We start from the raw sequence: 25,765 nt of genomic DNA on the forward strand, positions 1-25,765 counted from the left end.
GGCGGCACGCTTGGCAGTTTCCACCCGATTGTAAATCTCGTTTTCCATGACACGTTTATTCGCTGGTACGCCGTTTGACATCCCGCCGCAATGCGACGATTGCGGTAAACTGGAAAGCGAATGCGTCTGCACGGCTGATCAAAAAGCCGAAGCAGAAAAACGCCGTCAACGGGATGCCGATCGCTTAGAACCAGGCAAACAGACCGCCAAGGTTCGCAAGGAACAACGCAAGGCAAAACGGGTTGTTACGGTGGTCGCCGGCTTGACCTCCAAAGCGAACGATCTGCCTGCGTTACTTTCAAAACTGCAAGCCAAGTGCGGCGCCGGCGGCACTGTCAAAGCTGACGATGACTGTCTTGAATTGCAAGGTGATCACGTTGCCTCGGTTAGCCAAGCACTGCGAGAACTTGGATACAAAGTCCGCTAGCTGAACTCGCTGACTGCAGTGCTGAATCCTAAAGTAACGACTTGCGATACGGGCACTGGCGTTTAGATGAACAGTCACGATCGGTGACTGATATCCTGACGTCGCAGTGTTAAGGCGCCGCTCTTTTCTGGACGACGACTTCGTTATCATTCCACTGCACCGTCAACCCCGCCGGTTCAGCGACTAGCTCAGCAAGCTCTTTCAGTGTTTTCTGACTCGCGTCGAGACTGACCAATCGTTGACTCGCGAGCTCGGCTTCGGGCTCGATGCTTAGCTTCTTCCCGGACGCCGCAGTTAACTGCTTCAGGACCGTTGCAACAGCTTTGTTGACCAACTTCAAATCGAAGACCGGTTCCTTTCCGGGCTCCGGATTTTGGTTGCCCGCTGCTGGAACGACGTTCCACATAGCCACCACTGCGTCCATGTGAGTTTCAGTGGTTGCCCGAACCAATAATCCTTGCCGGTTAGCACGAACCGACGAACGGCTCTTCTTTTCCGCCAAGGATTCGCGAACAGCCACGGCAACGTCACCAGTCGGATAGAGCTGAGTGAATGTTGCGGCAGCCGGATCGTCCGGCCATTTGGAAACACTTGGCGGCATGCGATCACCGTCACTCAGCAACGATTGAAGTGACAACGAACGCTGCAGCTTCATGTCAAACTGCGCAAGCACCAATGCCGTCGCCAGCGTGCGATCCACATCGGTAAGGCTGCCCGAACGCCAAACATCATGTGGCAACCAACCGATCGGCTTCGAAACCGATTCGGCATGGGTGATCATCATCGACAAGACTTCCGCCGCCGTGGTGCCGATTGGCCAGTCCACGGTGACCCGATCTGACGATACGTCTGACTCAGCACCGCCGTCGCGGCCAAGCCGTGGCCTGCTCTCAACCACAGCGGCTGGCAAGTTCGAAAGGGTCTCCCTCACCCATTCGGGCCGTCCGACCAGCAGCACACCGGGTAATGGATACGCCGACCATTTCAATGGTTCGATGGCTTTCAGAATGACTTGCGAAGCGGGCAAGCCAGCGACGGTAAGATTGATCTTTTGCGACGGATCAACGCGACGATCCAGCCACAACGACCATACCGGCACCGTCGATTCCTCCGCTCCCGCTTGTTTGCGTGTTCCCCCCTTTACCCCCAAGTTCACAGACCGCAGTAATTGGCGAAGGACTTGTTCGACGGATTGGTCCTCGACGCTTAGGGTGATCGAGGTTTTTCGTAATGAATCCCCTAAAAGAGGACTGTTTTGCGGGGGCTCTGCGGCGACATCCAGTGGCATCATCAAACACCCCCAAAAGAACACCAGCAAAGCTGAAAAACACCCGCGTTTTGCGTTGTTTTGCACACTTGTGAGTCGCTCTACGGCCAGGGTGTATTGCCTCGGCAATCGGCGGCTCAAGAAATTTCGTGGTAACTCTTTTGGTTTTGCCATCTTGCCCGTCACGATGATCGGTCTAACATCGGGAAGTCAAATGAAGGGGACACAAGTTTGTGAACTCTACCACGCTGATGGAACGTTTGAACCGATTATTCCTATTTCAATGGATGCCGACGTGACGACACCGCTTGTTCATACAAACCGACTGGCTTCGGCCTATCGACGCTATTTGCAATCGGCTGACTCGTGTCGTTTTGCCCACGATGTTGATGAGTACTACACGCTTTCGACTCTGAAAGCTTTGATGACCCGGGGCGAAGTCGAACAACGCCGAGCCTCGGCATTGGCTTTGGGAATGCTGGGTGACGCTCGCTGCGTCGACGCTTTGGGCCGAGCGATTTCGGATTCCGATCGCGGAGTACGATTGGTCGCCGATGATTCCTTCCGTGCCGTGTTGGTTCGCGACGCCGCTCCCATGCATCACCAACAATTGTTGCGAGTGATGCACCTGAACGATGGTGGCGAGTACGCTGCCGCGTTGTCGCCCGCTTTGATCTTGGTTGAAAACGCCCCAACTTATTCTGAAGCTCACCACCAACTGGCGATTTGTTGGCACGGACTTGAAGACTTCAAGCGAGCCGAACAGTCTTACCGAGCCTGTTTGTGGCACTGCCGTTTTCATTATCTGGCTTGGCAAAGCTTGGCAAAGATTCGATTCCTCAACGGCAACCTCGCCAAGTCGCTTGACGCTCTGGACTATTGCTTGGACATCAATCCGGATCTCGAAACCGCACGGATGCAGCGGCGAGCGATCCAACGGCAAATGCGACAACGAGACGTCTAGAGTTGTGGTTTCGGAAGAGCGATTGATCGCCGGCTTGGCATTCATCATTGCCTTGATCGCCCTGGCTATCTCATTAGGCCCTTGGACGTCACCCTACCGAATTCGTTCGATCGCCGCGATCACATCCCGGTTCGGTAAACCCGCCGCTCGACTTGCTTGGCTCATCGTCGCGATCCTGGCTGCTACATGTGGCACGGCGATCATCAACGAAGTTCGCCCGGCTTACGCGATCCCTAAAGCATCAGCGGAATCAGCATCAGCGGAATCCGGGGCATCGGGCGATAACAACGCCAATCCGTAGACAGGTTGCCTGACGTACGCCCTCATTAAACGTGAGGATGCCGTGCTTCGACTTCTTTCAATCCTGTGCGTTGACACCCCATCATCCCGTGGTGCTGGGCCATGCGCGTTGTCAGATTGACCGAGATACGCAAGCACGCGTGACCCCGTCCATTACGGTCGATACGAAGTTAAAACAGTGCCGATTAGGTCGTTTAAGCGTGTTTCGATTGGTTAACCCAAAAAACATCAGTCTTGGGCCACTATTTTTTTGACGCAGCCACAGCAACACGCTAAAAATGAGCACTCGCAACGTTCTCAGCTTTGATTCCCCCATTTCAACCGAGTTAGATTCGTGCGTATCCACGGACGAGACCTTGCTTCAGGTTATCGAACACAGGCGACGTTGATCGCAATGTGGATGGGGACACTGCGGGGCAGATTTCTGCGGGCGGGAGTTCTGTGGACGGGAATGCTGAGCCTCGGATTACTGAGTCCAGGAATCACGGTCGCTCAAGCGGAAGACAACGCCAACGTAGCTCGAGAGGATAAAGCTCAAGTCGGTAAAGCTGAGCCGGCCCTGGCTGAACCAGACAAGGCGAAAGACATCGTTGCTCTCGCTAAACCTGGTAACGCAAACGCGAAGGACACTGGCTTTTGGTACGCTCCCATGCGTGAAGTCAGCATCTCTGCTGATCAAACGCTGCTGATCATCCTGATCACTGACGACATCGATCCCGCCTGGGCATCGCTGGGAAAAATCAAACGCCCGATAGCTCGCCCAGCTTGCTGGTGCGAAAAACCGATATCGAAAGCCATCTCCAGGATCCCGCCTGGTTTCGTCCACCCTTCGGCACCAATCGAAGGCCAGCATTGGCCGCTGGGAATACCTGCGGTTTTAACCGGCGGGGAAGCTGATCGTCCTCCGGTGCGATCGATGGTTGTCGTCACTGACGGTCACTACCGTACGCTCAGTGCACTCGTTGGCATCCCTGAAGGAAATAAACTGACACGACTGATCGAAGATGCCGAAGAGACACGCGGATGGCTCAAACAATTCCGCAATGATCCGGATCAACTGGTCAAACAAATCGCTGATCGCAGTCGCCGACAGGTACCGCGAATTTGGCAACTGGAAATCGACCAACAAATCAACGCGTTCGGCACGACACCTGACGAACAAACCGTCGATGCGATCAAAGAAAACAAAGCGTTCACAGACCAAGTTCGACTTCGATTCGGACAGGTCGCGGTCCAATTGCAAAACACTTACGTCAAAGATGTCCAACAGCGATTGGGAATGACTCCCCCGCGTGATTTCAATCGACTCGTGGCCTTGGAACAACATTCTTTAACTCGCGATCCCTGGGTCACGAGCTTGCTGCCTTTCATCGCGGGGGCCGATCTGCGCCACTTGTATCTCGACTTGGTCGAAACAGTGTGGGACCAACGGGCAATGCCAGTTCAAATGCAAGGCGAAGATCCCATCGGCGACTGGCTTACGCAACTGGGAGATCAACAGCCCTTCGCGTTGCACATCCCACCGCCTTTTCTTCGCAATCGGACTGAACCACAACTCGCCAAGGTTTCCGATATTGCTCAACGCCGTGGATTAGGTTGGCGGGATCTTGATGATGCACTCGGTAATGGCCCCATCCGAGAAACCAACGTGCGAGAATTAGCAACATGGTTCTATCGCCACAATTCACGGCCATTGGACTTGGAACGCCCCAGCCAGACACGCTACCTCTTCTTTCGATCGTCGACGGATCTTCCCTACCCGATTCGTGATGGCGAACCACCCGGTCGCTCCATCACGATGATTCGCCAGGTACAAAAATGAACGCACGATTTATATGCGGGCTTGCCAGCCTCCTTTGCATGAGTTCCGTGTGGGCGGTATCGCCTCAGTCGATCATGGAAGGAAAACAGCTATTCGAACAGGAATGGCAGCCCAGCAATCCCATTCACGGCAGCGACGGTCTAGGGCCTTTGTTCAACGCCACTTCCTGCGCCGCGTGCCATCAACTCGGTGGTATTGGAGGAGCGGGCGAGGCTGAATTCAATGCAAAATCGATTGGCATCGAAGCGATCGAGATTTATGGGGCCCCGATCAACAGCATGTCACTGGCTTCGTTGGTTTCACGGTTCCACCCGGCATTTGTGCAGGGCGAAGGCAACATCACTAACGTGGCTCCGCTTCCGCATCACGGCGGCAGTGAAACGCTACGTCAATTCCATGATGCCATGACTCTCCGGACGAGTGCGAAGTTCAGCGATGAAGGAGGCCCAATCGAGGCGTCCGAAGTTCAAATCGCCAATGCATCTCCTATCATCTTCGAACAAGAAGTCGACGGATACCAAGTCCGTATCGCCGCGAGAATGTTTGGGCGAAATACAACCGCATTGTTTGGTGCCGGTTTAATTGACCGGGTTCCCGACAAGTTGCTCGACGCCCAAGTTCGCAAACAACAAGCCCACCCAGAAATCAGCGGGCGTCCTTCCACGCTAAGTGACGGACGGTATGGCAAGTTCGGCTGGCGCGCGAACATCGCAACACTATTGGAATTCACCGACCAAGCTTGCGCCAACGAGATGGGCTTGCAGACGCGGCGAAAAACCCAAGCGAGCGATGTGACGAATCCAGGCTATCGAAACTCGGCCTTCGATATTACCGACAAGCAAATTGAATCGATCGGTGACTTCGTAGCTGCGTTGCCCGCCCCGCATCAAAATCTGCCGACCAGCACTAGCGAACTCGCTGCACTCCGCAATGGCGAAACACTATTCAACAGCATCGGTTGTAGCACATGTCACGTTCGCGACATGGGCCCCGCTCATGGCATCTACAGCGATTTACTCTTACACGACATGGGCGGCTCAACAATCGATCTAAATCACGCTGAACCCTATATCGTTAATCGCAAACTGATGTACAGCGAAGTCGCTGCCTCCGTCCCCACAGGATTCGTTACCCAGGTGAACCAAGCCTACTACGGTGTGACGGAGATGATCGAAATTCCCAAGGGGTTCGACTCGTCGTCCAGCATCGGCATGAATGTGGAGGCATCACGATCATCGCAAAACTACGGTAAGAACAGCCCATCCTTCGTTTTCTATGCTCCCGAGGGACCGACGAGTCTCTTCTCCGTTCGATATATCGACTACATGTACAATCCAGACACGAAAAACAATTCGGTAGTCGCAAAAAACGCGCAAAACAAGATGCAAGCGAGATTAAATCCGGAGGCGACTCAGCACGCACTAGCCAGAATCGACAGGTACGAACGAATGGATATCGAACCAACTAAGTTCAACCAAGAATGGCGAACCGCGCCTTTGTGGGGTCTACGAGATTCGGCTCCTTATTACCATGACGGCCGAGCCGAAACCGTACTGGAAGCAATCGCGATGCATAGCGGCGAATCCGCAGGCACGCGGGACCGATTCTTGTCGCTTTCATACCAAGATCGCCAAGACATTCTGGCGTTCCTCGATTCGTTAGTGGCGCCGAACTAGGTCGTACGCGAACACGGCAGCAGAACGCAAGCACCGCCAGTGTCTAGATGGCGGTGCGAGTCCAACAAGAGTGTCCTATCGCAGCACCCACGAGACTGCGAAACCGAAAGCAGCACCAATGGCTAATGCTACGACGGTGGCGATGACCAGCGTCGTGCGAGTGACCGTCTTGCCCGCTGACCTTACCTCCGGTGGCTCGGCGATCGGTGGCGGAACGGCTGCCTCTTTTCCACTTTGCAGCGGGCCGAACGCCGCTGGCTGATTCGGGACGGCTTGTACCAAACTGGCTGGCGGCGTTCCCTCTTGCTCCGCCACCGCGTCCTGATCTTTCACGTCGGACAACCCCGAAACGCTACCGCTTTGGCCGCCCGTGCTGGTTCGCCATGCACCGTCCGTATCCATCCCCGTTGGCACCAGCTTTCGCTGCACACCGACGGCCCCCAGCAAGCGATCGGTGGAATAGTCCGGTGAGGACGGCGCGTCGATCTCCAGCCCCAACTCGGCCATCCACTGATCACCTTGATCCTGTCCCGGCGCCGCAAAAGCACTCAGACGGCGAACCACTTCCGCCGCCGTCTGCACCCGCTTACGAGTGTCCTTTTCGATCATGTCCGCAATGATTTCAACGAACTCCGAAGGCAAATCCGGCGTGTGCTTGCGAGGATCCCAAGGGGCTTGGGTGAGGTGTCGCTTGCACTTACTGCGGCTATCACCGTTGGGAAACGGGACCTTCCCGGTGGCGCAGTAATACAGCGTGCAGCCCAGGGAATACAAATCGCTTTGCGGTCCAACCAGATGCGGGGTTCGGATTTGTTCGGGCGAAAGATAGTCGGCCGTTCCGACAATCTTCCCGGCTCGTGGATCCTCGTCGCCAGCATACGCCAACGCCGCCAGCCCGACATCGGCGACCTTTGCATGCCCCTCCGGCGTGACCAGGATATTCGCGGGCTTGATGTCTCGATGGATCAGCCCGGATTCATGCGCGTATGCCAAACCCGCTGCTGCCTGAGCGACGATCGACGAAGCCTGCTGTACCGACAACTTGCCGTTCTCTTTGACCAACTGCCGAAGGTCGGTTCCCGGCACGTACTCGGTCACCAGGTAATGTACACTGCCTTCACGTCCGGCATCGAAGGCTCGCACCAAATACGGACAATCCAATGACGCCTGCAACCGAATCTCACGATGGAAACTCTCGCGTGCTTCGTCGTCGGCTTTGTCCAGCGGCAACACCTTGATCGCACATCGCCGGCCCATGATTTCGTGGTAGCCTGCGAACACCTGCCCCATGCCACCCTGGCCTAGGAAGTCCGTCACGATGTAAGGGCCGAGCGTCAGCTTCGTTCGGCCGGCTCGAAGTTGTTGAGCCTGGTATTCCGTCAGCACCTCGTCACGGATCAGCACAGCAGCGATCTGATCGACCACCTCGGCGCGTTCAGAATCCTCCACAGGCGCGGTTGCGCCAGCCGCAGTCCGATTTCGCTTGACCTCTGAAGCAGCTTTTCGCCATTGTTGCTCACTGACCAAGTTGCTTGCAAAGGCAGCTTCGCGAAAAATCAGATCGACCGGCATCGACGTGTTCATGTATCGCCGCCGGTCTCAAAGAGGACGACAAAATGCACAACCCCGTGAGCCCGTTGACTCCACTGAACCCGGTCGTCTTCCGCTTCGACGCCATGTGCGATCGCATGACTTTCTAAGTCCGATAACGTTAGCCCAGTACTGAGTTCGGCCAGTGGTCGAGACAACGACGAAACTTCAATCACCGAGTGCACCCCGCGGCAAAAGCGAAGAGACGCCTTCGTGGCTTTGCCTACCGTTTGAATCACACGAAAGTGGATGGCCAAATAGCTCCCTTGATCTGATACGACGCCGATATCGACAACCTGGGCCTCCACTGTTGAGGGCGACACGTGCATCAACCATCCACGCTGCGATAACTCCGTCACCCCCGACGCGTTGGTCTGGATTGGCACCGCCATCGAGTCTTTGGACTGTAAAGCCCGAGCGGCCGCCACCGGTCCCCGAACATCGAAACCAAACGCAAACGAATGCCAGTCCGAACCGGCAGCCGACGAAACCAACGTATCTAGAAATCGCTCGCCTACCCGGCGATGAACCGTAGGTCGATCACTCGCTACCAAAGTCGTTCGGTCGTCAGATTCTTCGATTTCGAAACCCGTCGTTGACGCAAAACGACGTGCACTGGTCCGACGTAGCTTCTCGCTATGGATACACCGAATGATCGGTAGCGATTCCGCAATCGCCACACGCAGGGAAGGTAGGTGTTTCCAGATCGTCGCGTCGTCCGCCGAATCCGGTACCGGGCTGGCTACTTTGACTTGGTAGTTCAACTGACGACTGCCCCGTTGAAGTTGATACCGTGCTTCCCACATTGGGAACTGTCGCGATGCATCATCCGGATCGACAAACCGGCCGGACATCACGACTTCACCAAGCGTTTGAGTATTGGTGACCGTGTCGACTCGATCGCAAACCGCCACCAATGCCTGCTTTGGCGATACCGGTGTCACAACCAACCGCGTCGAAAACCGATTGCCACGCCCACGACCGCTGTACACACCATCAATACCGCCATGCTCGCGATTCAATGTCACATCCATGAACTCGTTACTTAAACGATCGCCGTCCACGATCTTTCGAATCCGCGGACGCATCCAACGCCCCATCTTCTGGATCCAATTCGGATGATCACTCGATGGCTCCACCGCCGCCGATTCAGCAGCTTGGCCGACTACCGCAAATCCCCAAGCGGGCACGTCAGCAATCACCTGTGCTCGTCCACCTACATTAGCCGCATGGAAAACCGACGACGCATGCGCCGAGATCTTACCAGCCACACTGACTCGTTGGCGGGCCGCGGGTGAATGCGGATGAACCAGCACCGCGCTGCTTGCAGTCGACAAATCATCGTTCTCGGCCACTTGATAGCCGAGTGCCGAAGCGATCTTTCGACGCAATTGGCTGACGCCGTCATCGAAGGAAAGGATTGCCACATCGGGATCAATTAGAGCGAGCATTCCACGCAGATTCCGCTGTGTTTGCGAATCAAACATGCCCGCTGATGCAGCGTTGTTCGGATCGAGCAGCAATTCCATCGTCGACGTCGGCGCCGGAAGAGAACCGTGATGATACGGACGCTCGCCCTCAGAAAAGTATTTGTCGATCTTCCAAAACTTGCCCAACGCCAGCGTCCACGTTGACGCGCGTCGTACGTCGTTAAAGCTATCGCAACCTTCACCAGGCCAATGGACAAGCAACGCGGTCGCAATCTCGCCACCGTCGATCGCTTCGCCCAGAGAAGCCGATAACGTCAGAAACGCAGCATCGTCAGCAGCATCAATGGGCTTGGCAGTCAGTGCTTCGGTCTCATCGCCCGTGTCGCCCAAGATGACTTTCGATTCTTCACCGAACCCGACGCCGTTGATGAAGTCGATCGGGATCACGCCTTGGAATTTCGCCGCCACAATCGCGGGTAGCCAATCCGCAGCAATTCCACCACCGAGTCGGGCGTAGACCGTTGGTAATCGCCCTAATGTTTTTTCAACGATCGACAACGCACCGGCCACTCGATCTTCGACCTGACCGATCGTCAGTCGCTGGACGCATAAATCACTTGACGGGCCACCACCACAAATTCCGATATCGGATTGGGCCAAACGTTGCCGCATCCCCTCGGCAGGAATAGCGGGAAGCTCCTGGATCGCTCGGGCAACCTCTTCGTCAACCAAGATATTTTGCGGTGTCGGCAACGGAATGGACTCGCCGGTGGCTCCCAGCAGCTGATCATCGGAGCTGGAAATCTCTTTCGGGCTATCTGGAGTCTGGGCCTCCGTGGCGTTCATCCAGTCATCCAGCGTGCCAGGTGTCAGCAAAGCCAGATCGATGATGGCCGGATCGGAAGAGAAGTAGTGATCGCGTTCTTCCGCCAATGCGTCATAGCAATCATGAAGAGCCGCACACGCGGCGTCCGCATCTCCAGCAACCAGAGTCGTGGCAGCCTCCGCTAGCCGCTTTTCAAAATGGACCTGGTCCAGGTTGCTGGTGTACCGCAGCCGCCGCGTCAAAACCTGAATTTGCCACCAAGTGTAGCCCAACGCGAAAAAGTCGCTCGCGCCGATGTCCCTTTGACCGGATCGACCAGCAGAATCGGAATTCAAATTCCAAAAACTTTGGTCGTCGCATTGGAACCCGAGTGCCTCCGACGCAGCAGCAATTTTGCGAAGCGTGTCACCTCGGTCCGTGACCGAAATCACGATGTCGGTCAGGAAACGTTCCTCGCCATGCGCTTCCAACCCCCGATCAATAATCCCGTGCGAATCCGCCTTCAGGCACTCGCTCAGTTCACCGGCGATTTCGCTCAAACTGGCCTGTGGCACGATGATTAAGCGATATTCGGCACCGTTTGGATCTTCCGATGACTGACTGAAAGTATCCTGATCGGCGGTGCTAACGACGCGTCCAGGGGCCGGCAATTCGTCGGCTCGGTGCCAAGATGGCTGCCGACCGATGGCCGCAACCAAGCTCGGATGCCAAGCCGCCGTCAGCCCGCCAAGTAGACTTCGAGCTGCGTCAGAACTCAGACGTGAAGGGAAATCTTCGATACTGTTGCATGGAATCACCACACAACACTCGGCAAAAGGCAGCATGAGCGACTAAAATTTGACGTAGAGGGAGGAAAACGAGATACTAATCAGTATGCCAGCGCACTGGCACCTCCCGCACACACTTATCTCTTTTCTACACACGATCGTTCCAAGGCAATCCATGGCAGGCTCCGCCGGCGTTTGGGGAATTGAAATCGGGCAAAGCGCCCTGAAGGCACTCCACTGTGTCAAAAAAGGCGACGAAATTGTCGCTGATGCTTTCGATTTCATTGAATACCCCAAAATTCTAAGTCAGCCCGACGCCAACCCCGACGAGATGATCGCCGAGGCGTTGACGCAACTCGTTGAGCGCAATGACGCGATCCGGGACAAGGTCGTTATCAGCGTTCCAGGCCAAAGTGGTTTGGCCAAGTTCTTCAAGCCGCCACCGGTGGACCTGAAGAAGATCGCTGACATCGTTCGCTACGAAGCGAAACAACAGATCCCGTTCGAGCTTTCCGACGTGATCTGGGATTATCAGATGATGCCCGGGGCCGTCATCCAAGAAGGCTACGCACTGGAAAGTGAAGTCGGGCTGTTCGCGATGAAACGCGATCAAGCTTATCGACAAATGGCACCGTTCCAGGAAGCGGATGTTCAGGTCGATTCGATCCAACTGGCTCCCATCGCGCTGTACAACGCGGTCGCCTACGACCGAATGCACGAACGACTTGAGACCGAAGAGTTCGACGTCGACAATCCCCCCACTTCGACAGTCATCCTCTCGATCGGTACGGATTCCAGCGATTTGGTGATCACCAATGGTTTCCGAATCTGGCAACGCAGTATGCCGATTGGTGGTAACCACTTCACGCGTCAATTAACCAAGGACCTGAAGCTCACCTTCGCCAAAGCTGAGCACCTCAAACGCAACGCTCGCGAAGCGGTCGACCCCAAGCTGGTTTTCCAAACCATGCGTCCGGTCTTCAATGACCTGGTCACCGAGGTCCAACGGTCGATCGGATTCTTCCGCAGCATGGACAAGAAGGCGGAAATCGTTGAACTGCTGGTCACCGGTAACACAGTCAAGATGCCTGGCTTGGCAGCCTACCTCGGCAAGAACCTTGGCTACGAAGTCCAAGTCCTGGATCGTTTCAGCCGATTGGCTGGCGAGGACGTTCTGTCGATGCCCACCTTCCGTGACAACTCGCCCACTTTCGCGGTGTGTTACGGATTGTGCTTGCAGGGCCTCGAAATGGGCCAAGTCCACACCACGTTGGTGCCCAAGGAAATCCTAACGCAACGGATGATCCGAGCGAAAAAGCCTTGGACCCTAATTGGTTTGGCCGCATTGTTGCTAGGAACTTCCGTGCAATATGCGTTCACCCAGCGTTCGTGGGCGACCACGCACGAGAACGTTTGGAAGGGTGCATCGTCGTCGGTGTCGCAGTTGACCACCTACAGTAGCGACGAAAAGACAAAAGACTCGACGCTTGAAAATCGCCTAGCGTTCTTGAACAGCCTCGGCGAAGAAGTATCCGGAAATGTGGAAGAACGGCTGATTTGGCTGGAGATGCTCAAAGCGGTCAACCTGCTGATTCCCCGCGAAGACTATCCCGACGGGAAACTTCCTTCGCCCACCGAGTTGCCCTACGAAGATCGAATTGATTTTCACATCACCCAAATCGAAACGAAGAAGCTAACCGATCTGGCGCTCTGGTACACGCCACTGGTTGACCAGCGATACAAGGAAGAAATGAAGAACTGGGCGCGAACGATGAAACGGACGTTGTCCGACGAGTTCGCTACCGACACCGGACCAACCGGTGAAGGCTGGGTGATCCAGCTAACCGGTTACCACTATTACAACAGTGTGAAACGGAAAGGTCTGGAAGGCACCAACCACGTCCGCAAATACCTGACCACCAATTTTATTGAAAAGCCAATCACGCTGACCGGTATCGACGGCGAGAAATTGACCTTCACGCCGAAAGAGATGGGCTTCGACTACCCACTGCAATTGGACGAAAAAGAACCCGTGGAAGTCTTGATTCCCAATCCGGATTACGACCCCGCCGCACCCTATGCAATGCTAACGCCACCGAAGGGGATTACCGGACCGACGGAAATCGACGGCCCCGATGGTGAAAAGATTCTGTACCAACCGCCAACCCTGCGAGTGCGTCGACTGGACTTCACGTTCCAGTTTGTCTGGACTCCACTAGCACTTTCGGAACGAATCAAACTCAAACTGGAAGCGGAGGCCGAAGCCGAGGCAGCCGAACAAGCCGCGATGGAATCCGGTGACGTTGCGATGAACTAACGCGACGAAATGAATCGGCACACCTTCAGCAACTCCTCTTCCTAACCTGACCTTTATTCCCCAGCGACCGTAACCATGGATCAACTCAAACCTGCATTAGATTTCCTCAAGCAATATGGCTTTTGGATTTCAGTCGGCTTGATTCTTTTGGGATCACTGTTTGTCTGGCATTCTGTCACGTCGACGCTGATCGCGGAACGGGAAAGCCGAGCGAGCCGTATTCGAAGTGAGGTTTCGTCGGTCAAAAGCATTCGCTCGGAATTGGCGGTGCACCCCAATCCAACTTCGCACGAGAAGATGGAAGCGATGATCGAGGGTCGCCAAAATGAAGTTCTTCAAGCTTGGCAAAATGTCTACGACGCCCAAAAGGACATTCTAGTATGGCCTGAAAAAGAGCTGACGAAAGACTTCGTCGACGAGTATCGCGATTTGATCCCGATTGAAAGCTACGTCGCCTACCCGCCTCTTGAAGATCAAAAGCTAGAAACCCAGCTGCTGAACCTGTACCGTTACTACATCCCCAATGTTTTGCCGAGCATGGCGGAAATCGCAAAGGCGGAATGGAAAGCCAGTTTTGGCAAAGACCAGTCCGATACCATGGGAATGGACTCAGGCTTCCAGGGTGGCGAAATGTTTAATAGCACGGCCCGCGTGAACATCACCGGTGCTGAAACCGGCCCACTGGTGCAGTGGCCCATTGCCGCACAACAGTCACTTGTCGCGGAATTGTTTCCTTGGGAAGGTCGTCGACCGTCGACGCTCGAAGTTTATTACAGCCAAGAGAACCTGTGGATTTTGCGACAGTTGTTGCAAATCATTGCCCAGGTTAATGGGGATGCTCAACAACCCTTCGAAGCCAAAATCCGCAAAATCAACCAGCTTTCGATGGGACGACAAGTTCGTTTCGTTGCGGGAGCCCTCGCATCGCCCGGCGTGGCATCCATGGGTATGGATGGAGGCATGGGAATGGACATGGGGATGGGAATGGAGATGGATATGGGAATGGACATGGGGATGGAGATGGATATGGGAATGGGCATGGGGATGGATATGGGAATGGGTATGGAAGGCGGCCTTGGGGTGGACCCCGCGGACGGTCGTTATGTCGACACCCTGAACCAGCCCATTACCGGTTCTCAATTAAGGAGCGCGTTGGAAAGCGATTCACCAACGGATGCTCCTCTGAAGGTTGCCAAACGTGTGCCCGTCATGATGTCTGTCCAAATCGACCAGCGAGCAGTCCCTGAACTGATCGCGGTCTGCGGAAGCGTGCCCTTGATGGTCCAGGTGAAACAGACTCGCATCCTTCCTTTGAACGGATCCGGCCAATCAATGTCTGATATGGGAATGGATATGGGCATGGGCATGGGACGCGACATGGGCGGAGCGATGGGCAACACGCAGCCGGATACTTTCCCGTTGGATGTAAACGTGGAAGTCTACGGACTTATCCACATCTACAACCCGCCGCAAAAAGAGAAATTGGGTGTCGAACAGGTTACCGCTCAAACCGTGATCGACGGCCAAGTGCTTGGCGGTATTGGCGATGGCGACGTGGCCGCTCCTGATGCAGCGTTACCAGCACCTGAACAACCAGTGAATCAGCCACCAGTGGATCAACCGCCGGTTGACGCAACTCCGCAGCCAGCTGCTCCGGAAGCAATGCCACCGGCCGCAACTCCGCCAGCAGCGACTCCGCCCGCCTCTGACGCGGCGTCGCCCGTCCAGCCCGCGGCACCTGATGCGGCCCCCGCAGCGGGTGACAACGCATTCAACTGGCATCGAAGCGATGGCCTCAATCATGCAATCGCGATCAATGAACGGTCGGCTGCGATCGACTCGTCAACGACGTGCACATCACCACACCGCGACTGGATCGAGTGCGTTTCATCGACACTCGCCGCCTAAGTTTTTCGACTAACACAATCATTCACTCCACCAGTCGTTGTCACGACGGAGAATCTCATGGACGCCGATAAGATCAAAAACTTCTTCATTTTCCACGGCGAGAAAATCGTCGTGGCGATCGTCGCTGCAGCTTCGCTGTGGATGATCTACGGCGGGTTGCAGATGCCCGACATGCGTGACGAGCAACAACCAGATCAACTAGCGGCTGAAGCGAATCAGGTTCGCTCAAGTATTGATGATGACCACACCGAGGCTATCATCGGCCCGCGGCAAGAAACGCTGAAATTCGACATCATTGCCGAGACCTTGAAGCGGCAAACCCCGGTCGACCCGAAGCCTTACGAGCTACCGCATCTGTTGATCCCAACGTCGCCGACGGACTCCGCGACACGCCGTCAGGACCCAGAACTGTTTGCTCCGTTGGAATTGCTAACCAGCGGTCATATCGAAACCATTGCCGTGCTAAACGGCTCTAACCGTGTGTCATCGCTCGAAGGAGCCGACGCGTTGGAGGTCACCGAGAAACCGGTCGCTCCGACAAAACGACGTTCTCCACGAGGTCGCCGTGGCGGCATGGACGATATGGAGATGGAAATGGAGATGGAAATGCAGATGCAAATGGAGATGGAAATGCAGATGCAGATGGGCGGTATGGGGATGGGAATGGATACCGAGATGACCCCAGGGGCCCAACGCCAATTCAACGACAAGTACAACTTCGGCTATCGAGCCTCTAGCAGCACCAACAACACCACTGGAAAGCCCGTCGGCATCCAATCGGCATGGTTCATCGCGGGCACTGCACTGTTGCCTCACAAGCAAGTCGCTGAAGCTTTCCGCAAGGCGTTTTCCGAAGCGGAGGGCTATTTGCCTCAACGAGATCAACCGTTGTATTTCAATTACGAGATCCAGCGGGCTGAAGTGACCAAGAAACCTGTCGAACAATTGGTCGAAGAGGATTGGATTCTGATCGGCACCCGCGAATCGGATCTCAAACGCGCCGCGTATACCTGGGCCGGATACGCCCCGGAATTGGTGCCGCTCGATTACCGAGACATTAACTTGACTGGTTACATCCCACCGGTGTTGCTAAGCGACTATTCCAAGTTCGCGTTGCACCCCAAGATTCCAATGATTTCACGGGACGCCAAGCTTCAACAGGAGATGATGGAATCTTCCGTAGAAGTCAAAGAGGTGAACCCGGACGATCTTGAGCTCGCCATTCCTGGCGCCAACGCATTCGGCGGCCGCGAAGACTTCGGTATGGGAATGGGGATGGGAATGGATATGGACATGAGCATGGGCATGGAAATGGGCATGAACATGGGAATGGGAATGTCCGAATCGATGACGATGGTGGAGATTGATCCCGTCGATTTCAAGATCATGCGATTTTACGATTTTGCCCGTGGCGGCGATCCCAAAAGCCCGCTGCCAGGCCGGAAGTATGTCTACCGCCTACGTTTCGGAGTCCAAGACCCCAACTTCCCCGCCAACCCACTCCACCAGCCGAAAAGCTCAACACTGGCACGTGAGGTATACACTCGAATTCAAGGGTTGATGAACAAGGCCGAGGAAACCAAAAAGCGTGATTTCCTTCGTTGGAGTCCATGGAGCGAGCCCAGCCCGCCAGCCTCACTGCCTTCGTTGAGCCGCTACTTCACGGGACCGGTCGAACAACCTCGACTGCGAACCTTCCAAGTCGCGGGACGGGAGGTGAAGTATTCGAAATCTCAACCGACTGCCAAGGCTCTTAGCCTGAACCACAACGTTCAATACGCCACCGCCATGCCCATTTTCAAGAAGCAACTCAGCGAGGGATCCACGCTGGCACATACCGGTGATGCGGACGTGATCGATCCGATTAACCTTCTTATTAAGAAAGCTCCGGATGTCCGCGTGTTGTCCGGTACTACCGTGGTTGGACTCGAAGGAGGTCAGTCGCTGGAAATGGACGAAAATGATGCATTGAAGCGTCCTGGCATGATGTTGCTCTTTGACGAATCCGGTGGATTAAAACTGAAGTCCGAAGTCGAGGATCAAGAGCAATATCGCATCTACTCCTTCGCCGATGAGCGAGGCGAGTAAATCGCCGGCGGACCGTCGGGCGTCGTCCTGCATCTAGCTCTACGGAATTAAGATCGGCTCCTGTTCCGCCACCAATTGGCGGGCGGCTCGCGCATTCGAAATTCGCAACTTGGGCCCCTGGTCCGAGTTGGCACCGTTGGCGATAACTTGGTCGGTAGGGTTCCGATCGGTTAACGCTCACCGCGAATTTAACAGCCGAGTCTTCGTGAACCTCGCATGTCTGTGCGAATTCCGTCTGACGTTAGTTGGAGCCCAATCGGCATTAATGCTAGGGCCCGTTTCTCAGTCGATCTCGTTCTCAATCGATTCCGATCCACCACGGAACCGTTCACCATATAACGTGATCGATCGAGCCAGACTTGGCTGTGCTTTTTAATTGAACTTTCATGGACGAGAGCCATGCCTCGACAACACGCCTTCGAATACATTTCGCAGACAACGCCGACCGTCGCTGGTGATCGCATCGCAGTGCTGTACGGCAATGATTCCACGCTCCGCCGCTGGGCATTGGACACCCTAGTAGCAGGTGGCGACTGGGCTCAATTCGAAGGCGAGACTACGAAGTGGTCTGACTTGAGAGATGATCTGGCAACTGCGTCCTTGTTTGATTTCGATGCCGGTGACAAACGTACGTTGGTCATTCGCTCAGCCGACAAGTTTGTCACGGCGAACCGAACGGAACTGGAAAAGTACGTTGCCGCACCCGGCGATGCCGCCCGCCTCGTGCTCGAACTGGACTCACTGGCCACCAACACCCGCCTATACAAGGCGACGGATAAGAGTCACCTGCTTGTTGCATGTGGAAACGCAACGGATACGAAAGTGGGAGTCACCGCTGCGACTCGCCGGAAGTTTCTAACCGGTTATGTTGCCAAGCGTCACCAAACCAAACTGTCCGCCGGTGCTGCAGACGCCTTGGTCGAGTTACTCGACGAAGACATTGGGATGCTCGATACCGAAATTGCTAAGCTGGCGTTGTACGTTGACGTTGGTGGCAAGATCGAAGAATCACTAGTACGTGAAATCGTTTCCGGATGGAAAGGCAAGACGGTCTGGCAAATTACGGATGCGATTGCCAACGGCGACGCTGCAGAAGCGATTCGACAACTCGACAAGCTTTTCACCAGCGGCGAGAAAGCGATCGCCTTGTTGCCACAAATTGCTTGGTCGCTGCGTCGTTTAGCAATGACTACGGTCGTCATTGAACACCGCGAACGCACCGGACGTGCTTGGCAGTTCGAGGATGCATTGGCATCAGCAGGCATCCGCCGCCCCAGTGAACTGCAAGCTGCTAAAAAGCAACTCAAGACCATGGGTCGACCTCGTGCCAAAAAATTGTTGGGCTGGCTCTTGGACGCTGACCTGCGGCTTAAGGGCACTCATAGCGCCGAAGGTCGCGACCGCTTCATGCTAGAACAGTTGGTCCTTAAACTGGCACAGGGTGCGTAGCGACTTTTCGCTACCGTTCGCATGAACCCGTTATGCGGACGATTCGGCTCGGCGATCGATTTTTCGCACAGCCAGCCGCCCCCAAACCCAGCCGTCCACAGACCGAGCCACGCGTAGATTCGCTCATCCGGTCTAGCACACATCATGGTCTTCAGGTCTACACGCAATGGTCGATACCCGTCTCAATACATTTGCCACTCGATTGGCGCTGACTTGTTGTTGTGTCACCGCATTATTCGGTCACCACTCGACGGTATCGTTTGCCAGCGACAGCGAGTTGCCCAAACTAGCCGTTGAAAATCATCAACAAGATTCCACCGTTCGATACTCCGTTGTCTTACTAAGAGGCACAGTTCCATCGAAGACGTCGCAGCTCAAGATCGTCAACGTCAACGCTCCCGATGGCTCGTTAAAAACGAACGCTGTAACTCTCAACGGACATTTCAAGGCGTTGGTGGAGTTATCGCCTGGACGGAATGAAATTCAGCTAATCGCCGATGATCTCGATCCGCTGTCGCTGACCATTCACTATCAGCCGCAAACCAACCCGAAGTACATTCGTTTGGTTTGGATGACCGACAACAGCGGTAACACCGACTTTGCCACACCAACGGACGACCTCGTGCAGGAATACGAGTCGCGTCTGCGTACCGCCGCTCTCTTGATGCAAACTTTTACTGCCGAACGAATGCACGAACTTGGCTATGGTCGACGCACCTTTCGGTTGGAACGGGACGCGAAGGGAAAGGTAATCGTTCACACTTGGAAAGGTCCATTATCCCGAGAAGACTACTACGCCTTAGGCGATAGCAATCGCTGGTGGAACAACGTCCGGCAATCGATCAACCAAGAGCATCCAGATCCTGATGCCAAGAACGTGGTACTGGCCGCCTACACACGCAAGGACGCAGCTACCGGCAAGATGAAAGGGCACACCGCGTTAGGCGGCGCCAACCTTGGCCTCTTTGGTAGTGCCTCAGTGTTTTCCTGGCCGTTAAGCATTTCGCAAGCTGCCGACACTTTCCGTGACGAGTCGCAATATGACACGTCCAAAATTCACGACGACAGCGTCAGCCACTCAGCGATCTGGGGACTGGCATCCACCACGATTGGGGCCACGCTCCATGAAACCGGTCACGCACTCGGTCTACCCCATTGTGGTGATCGTTTTGGCATTATGAGTCGTGGCTTTGATCACTTCAATCGATTCGTGACCTTTCAAGATCCTCGTAGTCGTCGGAACCGCAACCTCGTCAACTTCGAGGATAGCGAAGAAGCTTACTTCGCTCCTGAAAGTGCGTCGTATCTTCGCTGGAGCCCATGGTTGCAACTCGATGCGAATGAAACGACATCCTCAGCAACGCCCCGAATCCAACTCAGCGACAATGACGTCGAAGTCCGTTGCGACTCTGGCATCGGTTGGATTGGTTTTCACGCGAACGACCGCATTGAAACGTTCCGTGAGTTCTCAGCAACCGAAGCCCTTCGCAGCATCACGATCAAGCGAAGCGAAATCGATGCTGAGCTAAAGGGAAAGGCTCTTCAACAAATTCGAGCCATCAGCATTGACGGTTTCGAGTCTAGCAAAAGGCTCTGAGCCATGCTTCCTGCATCAAGCTCATATTACTTTCGGGCCGTCGCTGTAGTCACCGCCAGACGCTCAAGCGATCTATCACTGACGCAGCGATAGCTAAACTCATCCGAATCAAGTCAAGCGTTCGACTGATTATCGGCTTCTTGCCGACGGATAACACGGGGAATGGTCAACCGAAATCGAGCACCTTCCCCAGGGGCTGAATCGACCTCGATCTTACCGCCATAACTTTCGACCGTTCGCTTGATAATCGACAAGCCAATACCGCTACCTGTGCGTTGGCCGCCCTTGGGCTGCAACGTTTGGAAGATATCAAAGATACGAGATTGAGATCGCTGAGGGATCCCAGGCCCATCGTCATCCACAACGAAGCACACATTGTCGTCATCCATCTCACAGGTCACAGTCACACGTCCATCGCTTCGGTCGTGGTGCTTGATTGCGTTATCAATCAGGTTTCGCAAACATGTCTGAAGCGGCGTCTTCAACGTCATTATGACGGGTAGATTTTCTGCTTGAACTTGAAAGCCTGGCGGCTTATCGAGAATCTCAATCAACGATTCAGCCATCGCCTGTGTGTCGACCTCGGCCACTTTTTCGCTAACGCGTCCTACCCGTGAATAAGCCAACAAGTCGGTTAGCAATGACTGCAAGACACTGATCCGACTGATAATCATTTCCAAGTGTTTCTTGGAAGCTTCCGGCAGCAATTCGGATGCATCTTCGACTACCCAACTAGCCAAATTTTCGATTCCTCTCAGCGGTGAACGCAAATCGTGCGACGCAACATAGGCGAAGTCATCCAGATCACGGTTACTCCTTTTGAGATCCTGGATTTGTTGCCGAATGGTTTCGTCTTTCTGCTTTTGATCCGAAATATCGCGAACGACGACGGCCATGAACGTTCGTCCCTCGTCTTCCCAGGCCGACGATGTGACGTCAGCGGGAAATGTTGTGCCGTCCGCTCGCTTGCAAATGAATTCTTCTTGCAATGCGACACTTCCCTTATCCGCTGGCATTCCCTTCTCGGCGGCCAAGCTGGGTGACGCATCGAAAAAGAGATCTGGCAACGAGCGTGTGTCGACCTCTTGTACCATTTCTCCGAAAATGGCTTCCGCGGCTGGGTTGGCATACAAAATCTGCTGATCACCATCAACCAATAAGATTGGATCGAGCGAGGTATCAAAAACCGCTCGAAATTGCTTTTCCGTCCGTCGATAGGCCGCCGTCATCTTGTTAGCCAATTCACTCGCCGTCCGCTGCTGGGAACCAATGGCACCAATCACAAAGAACAGCAGCAAATCGATTAGCAACCCACCACAGCCCACCAATAGGCTTGGCAAGGTTTCGACTTGGCTTACAAAGCCTGCTTCGGACTGAAAGGTCAACGTCCATGTGCGTCCATGAAGTCTCAGTTCACGTTGACTTTCGAAATCCGGTCGATGCTCTGGGGCACCATCAACACTGCCTTCATCACTTGCGTACATCAACGCATCGGACGTTGGATGCGGAGCGTCATAAATCCGAAAAGTGATGTCGGGCATGCCAGACCGCAATATCCCGTGCATCAAATCGTGTGCTCGGAAGGGTGCGTAAACGAATCCGATCGCCGCTTCGCGTCGCTGTTCCACCGTATCAACGGGCATAGCCGGATCATAAAGCGGTAGATAGACCAAGAATCCCTTCTGTGGATCCTCATCAGTTTCTTGAACGAGGGTCACCATCCCTGAGACGGCCGGGTCGCCAGTATCCACCGCGTGCGAAGCAGCGGCACGGCGAGTTGGCTCTGAATACATGTCGTATCCGAAAGCGCGTTGATTTCGCCAGTCAAACGGTTCTAGATAAACAATCGCAGTGTAGAGCTCTCGTTCCCCCTCAGGACGTATTTTGAAGTCGGGGAAGCCTTCTTCCTGAACCGAACGTTCGAACGCTTCCTTCTCTTCTGGTGCAACGATCAGGGATACTCCCATCCCTTGGATCCCAGGATAGAACTTTTGCAACTGAGAATTGGCGATGTATGTCCGCCACTCTTCTCGCCTGACCGAATCGGACGAATTGTATAGCCCGACTCCACCTCGAAGAACCTGCTCATACTCTAGCATTCGTTGATCGATAGCATGCAGTACTTGATCGACCCGGAAATTGAAGCGATCTCCGGCACGTCGCTGGATATACCGATTAGAAAGCGACCACGCGACCGCGGTCAGCGCAAGTGAGACCACCAGAATGAACCAAGCGGCCCAGTGCGAATTCAGCAACGCACGCCAGAAACCGAATTGCCAAGAGCGTTTCTTTGAAAGGTCATCTACCGGCATTTATCGATCGCTGTTTCGCATTTGGGTGTCCCTATCTTAAATGCGGACACAAAAGTGCAAACACAAGGAACTTTGACTAGCAGTACCCGTCTTCGTATCTACCGACCACGCGTTTCGCATCGCCGTGCAGGTTCACTGGAATTATGCTAAATGCTAACCGGCCAAGTCAACAAGTGCGACAATCTCGCCTTTTGACTCGACAGTACCCCGTGCGAAGATGCATCTGTAGATGAATGCCGTATTGTAGCGACATATCGCTCGGCTACCGACCTCGCCGGTCAACACCGTTGGGCGGCAATGCACCGGCTTGTCCTTCTTGACGTTCTCCGGATTTGTGTCCCGGATCGGTACTGCGGCGTCCGGCCAGATAGTCATTCAAACGACGACCGTAGGTTGGCCCCGTCGGTCCGGGAGCGACTAGAAATACCGTCCCCAATCCGAACACCAACCCAGCCATGATTGACCCAATCGCGGTCATTGAACCAGACATTCCTTCGGGCGAATCGCCAACCTGCGGTGGACCAAGTTCGCTCAGCAAATTAGTAGACAACGCTGCCGAACGGCTTGCTTGTGCTTCACTAAGCGATGCTTCAGCCTGACCGAGCTGGGCAGTCAGAGCTCTCACTTCAGCATCCAACTTCGAGTAGCTGGTTCGGACGCCAGCTAATCGGTTCAACTTTTCGTTGAGTGAGCTTTGTTGTTCACGAAGACGTTTCACCCGATCTCGACTGAGTTGCAAGGTTGGCAACATCGCTTGCAACGCCGCTTTGGCTTCTTCGTGCATGTGTTGAGCAATCTCGCGTTCAACAGTGATCGCGGCCCGACGACGCGGGTGCTCCTTCGTATAAATACTTGCCAGCTTGCTTGATTCCAATTGTGCATCAATCATGCCGTCCTTGAGTCGCTGCAGGGATGGTTGACTAGACAGCAATTCGTCACCACTGATCAAAAGGTGTCGTGCGTCCTTCGAACCTGCTTGCAAGACGCGATAAAGCGATTCCAACCGCTCCATCTCCAATTCAGCGATTTGCAATTCGCGTACATTTTCCTGCATCGTTCGGCGATTAGCTCCGTCACCGGAGATCGTGTCATTCAGGTTCCGCAATTCGCCCAAGTCGGAACCAACCTGGATTTCGACTTTCTTCATCCGAGCCAAGGCTGAGTCGAGCTTTTGACGAGCCAAATCGCGTGCATGAGTCAATTCGACAATCACACTATCCGCACGGATACGGCGAACCTCTCGAAGGTGGGCAGTCAAGTTATCCAGCATGACGCCGCAGAACTCGCTAGCTCGTTCCTGAGTTTCCGCTTCGACGGTCAGGTAAACCATCTCTGTGTTACCAAACTCGCTCCCCTGGGGTGCGACAACGTTAACACACTGGGTTGCGACGCTATCGACAACTCGCGATGACGGATAGCTCGAATCTTCGCCACCATCAGGTGGACCGATTTGCCTTAACGCGGCGGCGACGACTTCAGGATTCTGAGCCATTTCGAGAATCGTTTCCTGAGCCGCTTTCATTTCGGTTTGACTGGCGAAACGGCCCAGTCGATCAACCGCACCATTCGCTTCGTCACGCAACACCAACGGTTGCCGAGCCGACCATCGGTCTTTGGAGAGTACAGCAACCCCGATTCCACAAATGCCGAACAACACAGCCGAACCCACCCACAACGGAGCGAACATGACCAGGACGTTGCGGATATGTTTCCAAGGAATGGGCGTAGTCGTCGGTGCGGCAGACATGGCGAAACAAAGGTAGCTAAGGAGGTGCAGCGAGTTCAGGACATCGATAGAAATGTCCGAGCAACACTAGGACGCGACCACGGTGCGGCTGAAAACGAAGTACACCGAGATCACTCAACGCAACCAGAATCGCTTTCGCTGAAAACAGTCATGCCGGTTGTAGCGATCACGGCGGATCAAATTTCAATCACACGCTACCTGCGGCCGGCATCGCCCTCATGCATCCATGTGCTGGCGGCTACCAGTACACGCTAAACCGTCACTCCACCTAGCACGCTACGGTCTTACACGTGCCGAACGCGTGTGACCTCGCCGCTTTGACACCGAACGATTCCAGAACTGCTGCGAACCAGAAGCTCGCCAGCGGAGGAGATCCCTTCGCATACGCCTTCCACGTTCACACCGTCGATCCAGCACCGCACCCGTGCCCCCTGCAGCACGCAACGCTTAGTAAATTCGGCGATCGCTTCGTCGTGTCCATCCGGTCCAGTGGCGAACTGATTAAGCACCGAAGGAACGATCTCGGCCAACAACTCGGATCGAGAAATCACTTTACCCGTGGATTCAACGACGGACGAAGTCGCAACACCTTCGATTTCAGGGCTCGAACCGACGTTGATCCCAATCCCGACGATTGCGATCGTTTCAGGGACACTGGCCGTTGTTGACTCATCCCGAGCAACACTAACGCCCTCGATCAAGATTCCGCCTACCTTGGAACCATTCATCCATAGGTCGTTGGGCCACTTCAACGCACACGATGTGGGACCAGCCACGAACTCAATCGCTTGAGCAATCGCCACACCCACTGCGATTGAAAGCAGACGGTGGGCACCGCTGCAGACTAACGAAAATGCTAACCCGTCATTCTGCGCGGTCCAATTACGCCCTTGTCGGCCACGCCCCGAAGTTTGGCAGTCCGTGATCACCAGCCTAGGCAATTCGTCTCGCCAATTCGTATTGGCATCCGCCATGGATGCTCGCAACCAATCCATTGCCGTCGTATTCGTCGAGCCAAGTTGAGCGTGATGATCACTCGATGCGATCACGCCCTCGGCTAGCAAACCGTTCACCACACGACGAATGGTGTCATCCGTTTCAGCGGGCGATTGATGCATAGAACTACTTCAGAACCAAGGGCAAGTCGGCGGATCAGATAACAAGCCTCGATAAGGCAGGCATGCTGTTCGCGACAACTTACCATCGCAAGGCGAGAACGCTCAATCGGTAGTCAATTCGATCATCAAAGCAAACACCAATGAGTCCGCTCGAACTCTG

16 protein-coding genes are annotated in these 25,765 nt (G+C 54.7%); 10 read left to right on the forward strand and 6 right to left on the reverse strand.

Translation table 11 applies throughout. The annotated features are described in order from the left end of the window. Nucleotides 1–46 precede the first annotated feature (46 nt). Nucleotides 47–427: a translation initiation factor gene (locus tag ACR3ZL_RS18395; protein WP_473651650.1), complete on the forward strand. Its 381-nt coding sequence runs from the start codon at nt 47–49 to the stop codon at nt 425–427. 109 nt (nt 428–536) lie between these two features. On the opposite strand, the gene ACR3ZL_RS18400 is transcribed toward ACR3ZL_RS18395, so the two are convergent. Next, nucleotides 537–1,718, reverse strand: a complete 1,182-nt coding sequence (locus ACR3ZL_RS18400; protein WP_486172861.1) for a hypothetical protein — start codon at nt 1,716–1,718, stop codon at nt 537–539. A gap of 151 nt (nt 1,719–1,869) precedes the next feature. On the opposite strand from ACR3ZL_RS18400, the gene ACR3ZL_RS18405 reads away from it, so the two are divergent. The 4 genes from ACR3ZL_RS18405 (at nt 1,870) to ACR3ZL_RS18420 (ending at nt 6,456) form a co-directional block, all read left to right on the forward strand. Beyond that, entirely contained in the window at nt 1,870–2,658 is a 789-nt protein-coding gene (locus ACR3ZL_RS18405; protein ID WP_486172862.1) for a HEAT repeat domain-containing protein, read from the forward strand. Between the two features lie 4 nt (nt 2,659–2,662). Next, nucleotides 2,663–2,959, forward strand: a complete 297-nt coding sequence (locus ACR3ZL_RS18410; RefSeq protein WP_473651647.1) for a hypothetical protein — start codon at nt 2,663–2,665, stop codon at nt 2,957–2,959. A gap of 333 nt (nt 2,960–3,292) precedes the next feature. Continuing rightward, complete coding sequence (locus ACR3ZL_RS18415) at nt 3,293–4,780, forward strand: hypothetical protein (protein ID WP_473651646.1); 1,488 nt, start codon at nt 3,293–3,295, stop codon at nt 4,778–4,780. Nucleotides 4,781–4,818: 38 nt separating this feature from the next. Then, nucleotides 4,819–6,456 carry a di-heme oxidoredictase family protein gene (locus ACR3ZL_RS18420; protein WP_486172863.1) on the forward strand — a complete coding sequence of 546 codons (1,638 nt, stop codon included), beginning with the start codon at nt 4,819–4,821 and terminating at the stop codon, nt 6,454–6,456. 75 nt (nt 6,457–6,531) lie between these two features. Here ACR3ZL_RS18420 and ACR3ZL_RS18425 read toward each other — a convergent pair whose 3' ends face one another. Next, on the reverse strand, nt 6,532–8,040 hold the full coding sequence (locus ACR3ZL_RS18425; protein WP_486172864.1) for a serine/threonine protein kinase: 1,509 nt from the start codon (nt 8,038–8,040) through the stop codon (nt 6,532–6,534). Next, nucleotides 8,037–11,099: a hypothetical protein gene (locus ACR3ZL_RS18430; RefSeq protein WP_486172865.1), complete on the reverse strand. Its 3,063-nt coding sequence runs from the start codon at nt 11,097–11,099 to the stop codon at nt 8,037–8,039. Before ACR3ZL_RS18430 ends, ACR3ZL_RS18425 begins: the two co-directional genes overlap by 4 nt. A gap of 145 nt (nt 11,100–11,244) precedes the next feature. Here ACR3ZL_RS18430 and pilM point away from each other — a divergent pair, with 145 nt between their 5' ends. The 5 genes from pilM (at nt 11,245) to ACR3ZL_RS18455 (ending at nt 20,428) form a co-directional block, all read left to right on the forward strand. After that, nucleotides 11,245–13,386: a type IV pilus assembly protein PilM gene (pilM, locus tag ACR3ZL_RS18435; RefSeq protein ID WP_473651640.1), complete on the forward strand. Its 2,142-nt coding sequence runs from the start codon at nt 11,245–11,247 to the stop codon at nt 13,384–13,386. A 75-nt stretch (nt 13,387–13,461) separates the two neighbouring features. Next, the gene (locus tag ACR3ZL_RS18440) at nt 13,462–15,294 is read left to right on the forward strand and encodes a hypothetical protein (RefSeq protein WP_473651639.1); all 1,833 of its coding nucleotides are present in this window, start codon (nt 13,462–13,464) and stop codon (nt 15,292–15,294) included. Nucleotides 15,295–15,351: 57 nt separating this feature from the next. After that, entirely contained in the window at nt 15,352–17,382 is a 2,031-nt protein-coding gene (locus ACR3ZL_RS18445) for a hypothetical protein (RefSeq protein WP_473651638.1), read from the forward strand. A 399-nt stretch (nt 17,383–17,781) separates the two neighbouring features. After that, on the forward strand, nt 17,782–18,831 hold the full coding sequence (gene holA, locus ACR3ZL_RS18450) for a DNA polymerase III subunit delta (protein ID WP_473651637.1): 1,050 nt from the start codon (nt 17,782–17,784) through the stop codon (nt 18,829–18,831). Between the two features lie 166 nt (nt 18,832–18,997). Further along, complete coding sequence (locus ACR3ZL_RS18455) at nt 18,998–20,428, forward strand: metallopeptidase (protein WP_473651636.1); 1,431 nt, start codon at nt 18,998–19,000, stop codon at nt 20,426–20,428. Between the two features lie 113 nt (nt 20,429–20,541). On the opposite strand, the gene ACR3ZL_RS18460 is transcribed toward ACR3ZL_RS18455, so the two are convergent. The 3 genes from ACR3ZL_RS18460 to ACR3ZL_RS18470 all read right to left on the reverse strand — a co-directional run bounded on the left by ACR3ZL_RS18460 (nt 20,542) and on the right by ACR3ZL_RS18470 (nt 25,605). Continuing rightward, the gene (locus ACR3ZL_RS18460) at nt 20,542–22,740 is read right to left on the reverse strand and encodes a CHASE domain-containing sensor histidine kinase (RefSeq protein ID WP_473651635.1); all 2,199 of its coding nucleotides are present in this window, start codon (nt 22,738–22,740) and stop codon (nt 20,542–20,544) included. Between the two features lie 262 nt (nt 22,741–23,002). Further along, entirely contained in the window at nt 23,003–24,487 is a 1,485-nt protein-coding gene (locus ACR3ZL_RS18465; protein WP_473651634.1) for a GumC domain-containing protein, read from the reverse strand. 284 nt (nt 24,488–24,771) lie between these two features. Continuing rightward, nucleotides 24,772–25,605 carry a biotin--[acetyl-CoA-carboxylase] ligase gene (locus ACR3ZL_RS18470; protein WP_473651633.1) on the reverse strand — a complete coding sequence of 278 codons (834 nt, stop codon included), beginning with the start codon at nt 25,603–25,605 and terminating at the stop codon, nt 24,772–24,774. Nucleotides 25,606–25,765: the final 160 nt, after the last annotated feature.

It is taken from the genome of Rhodopirellula sp. J20-39 (assembly GCF_057365095.1).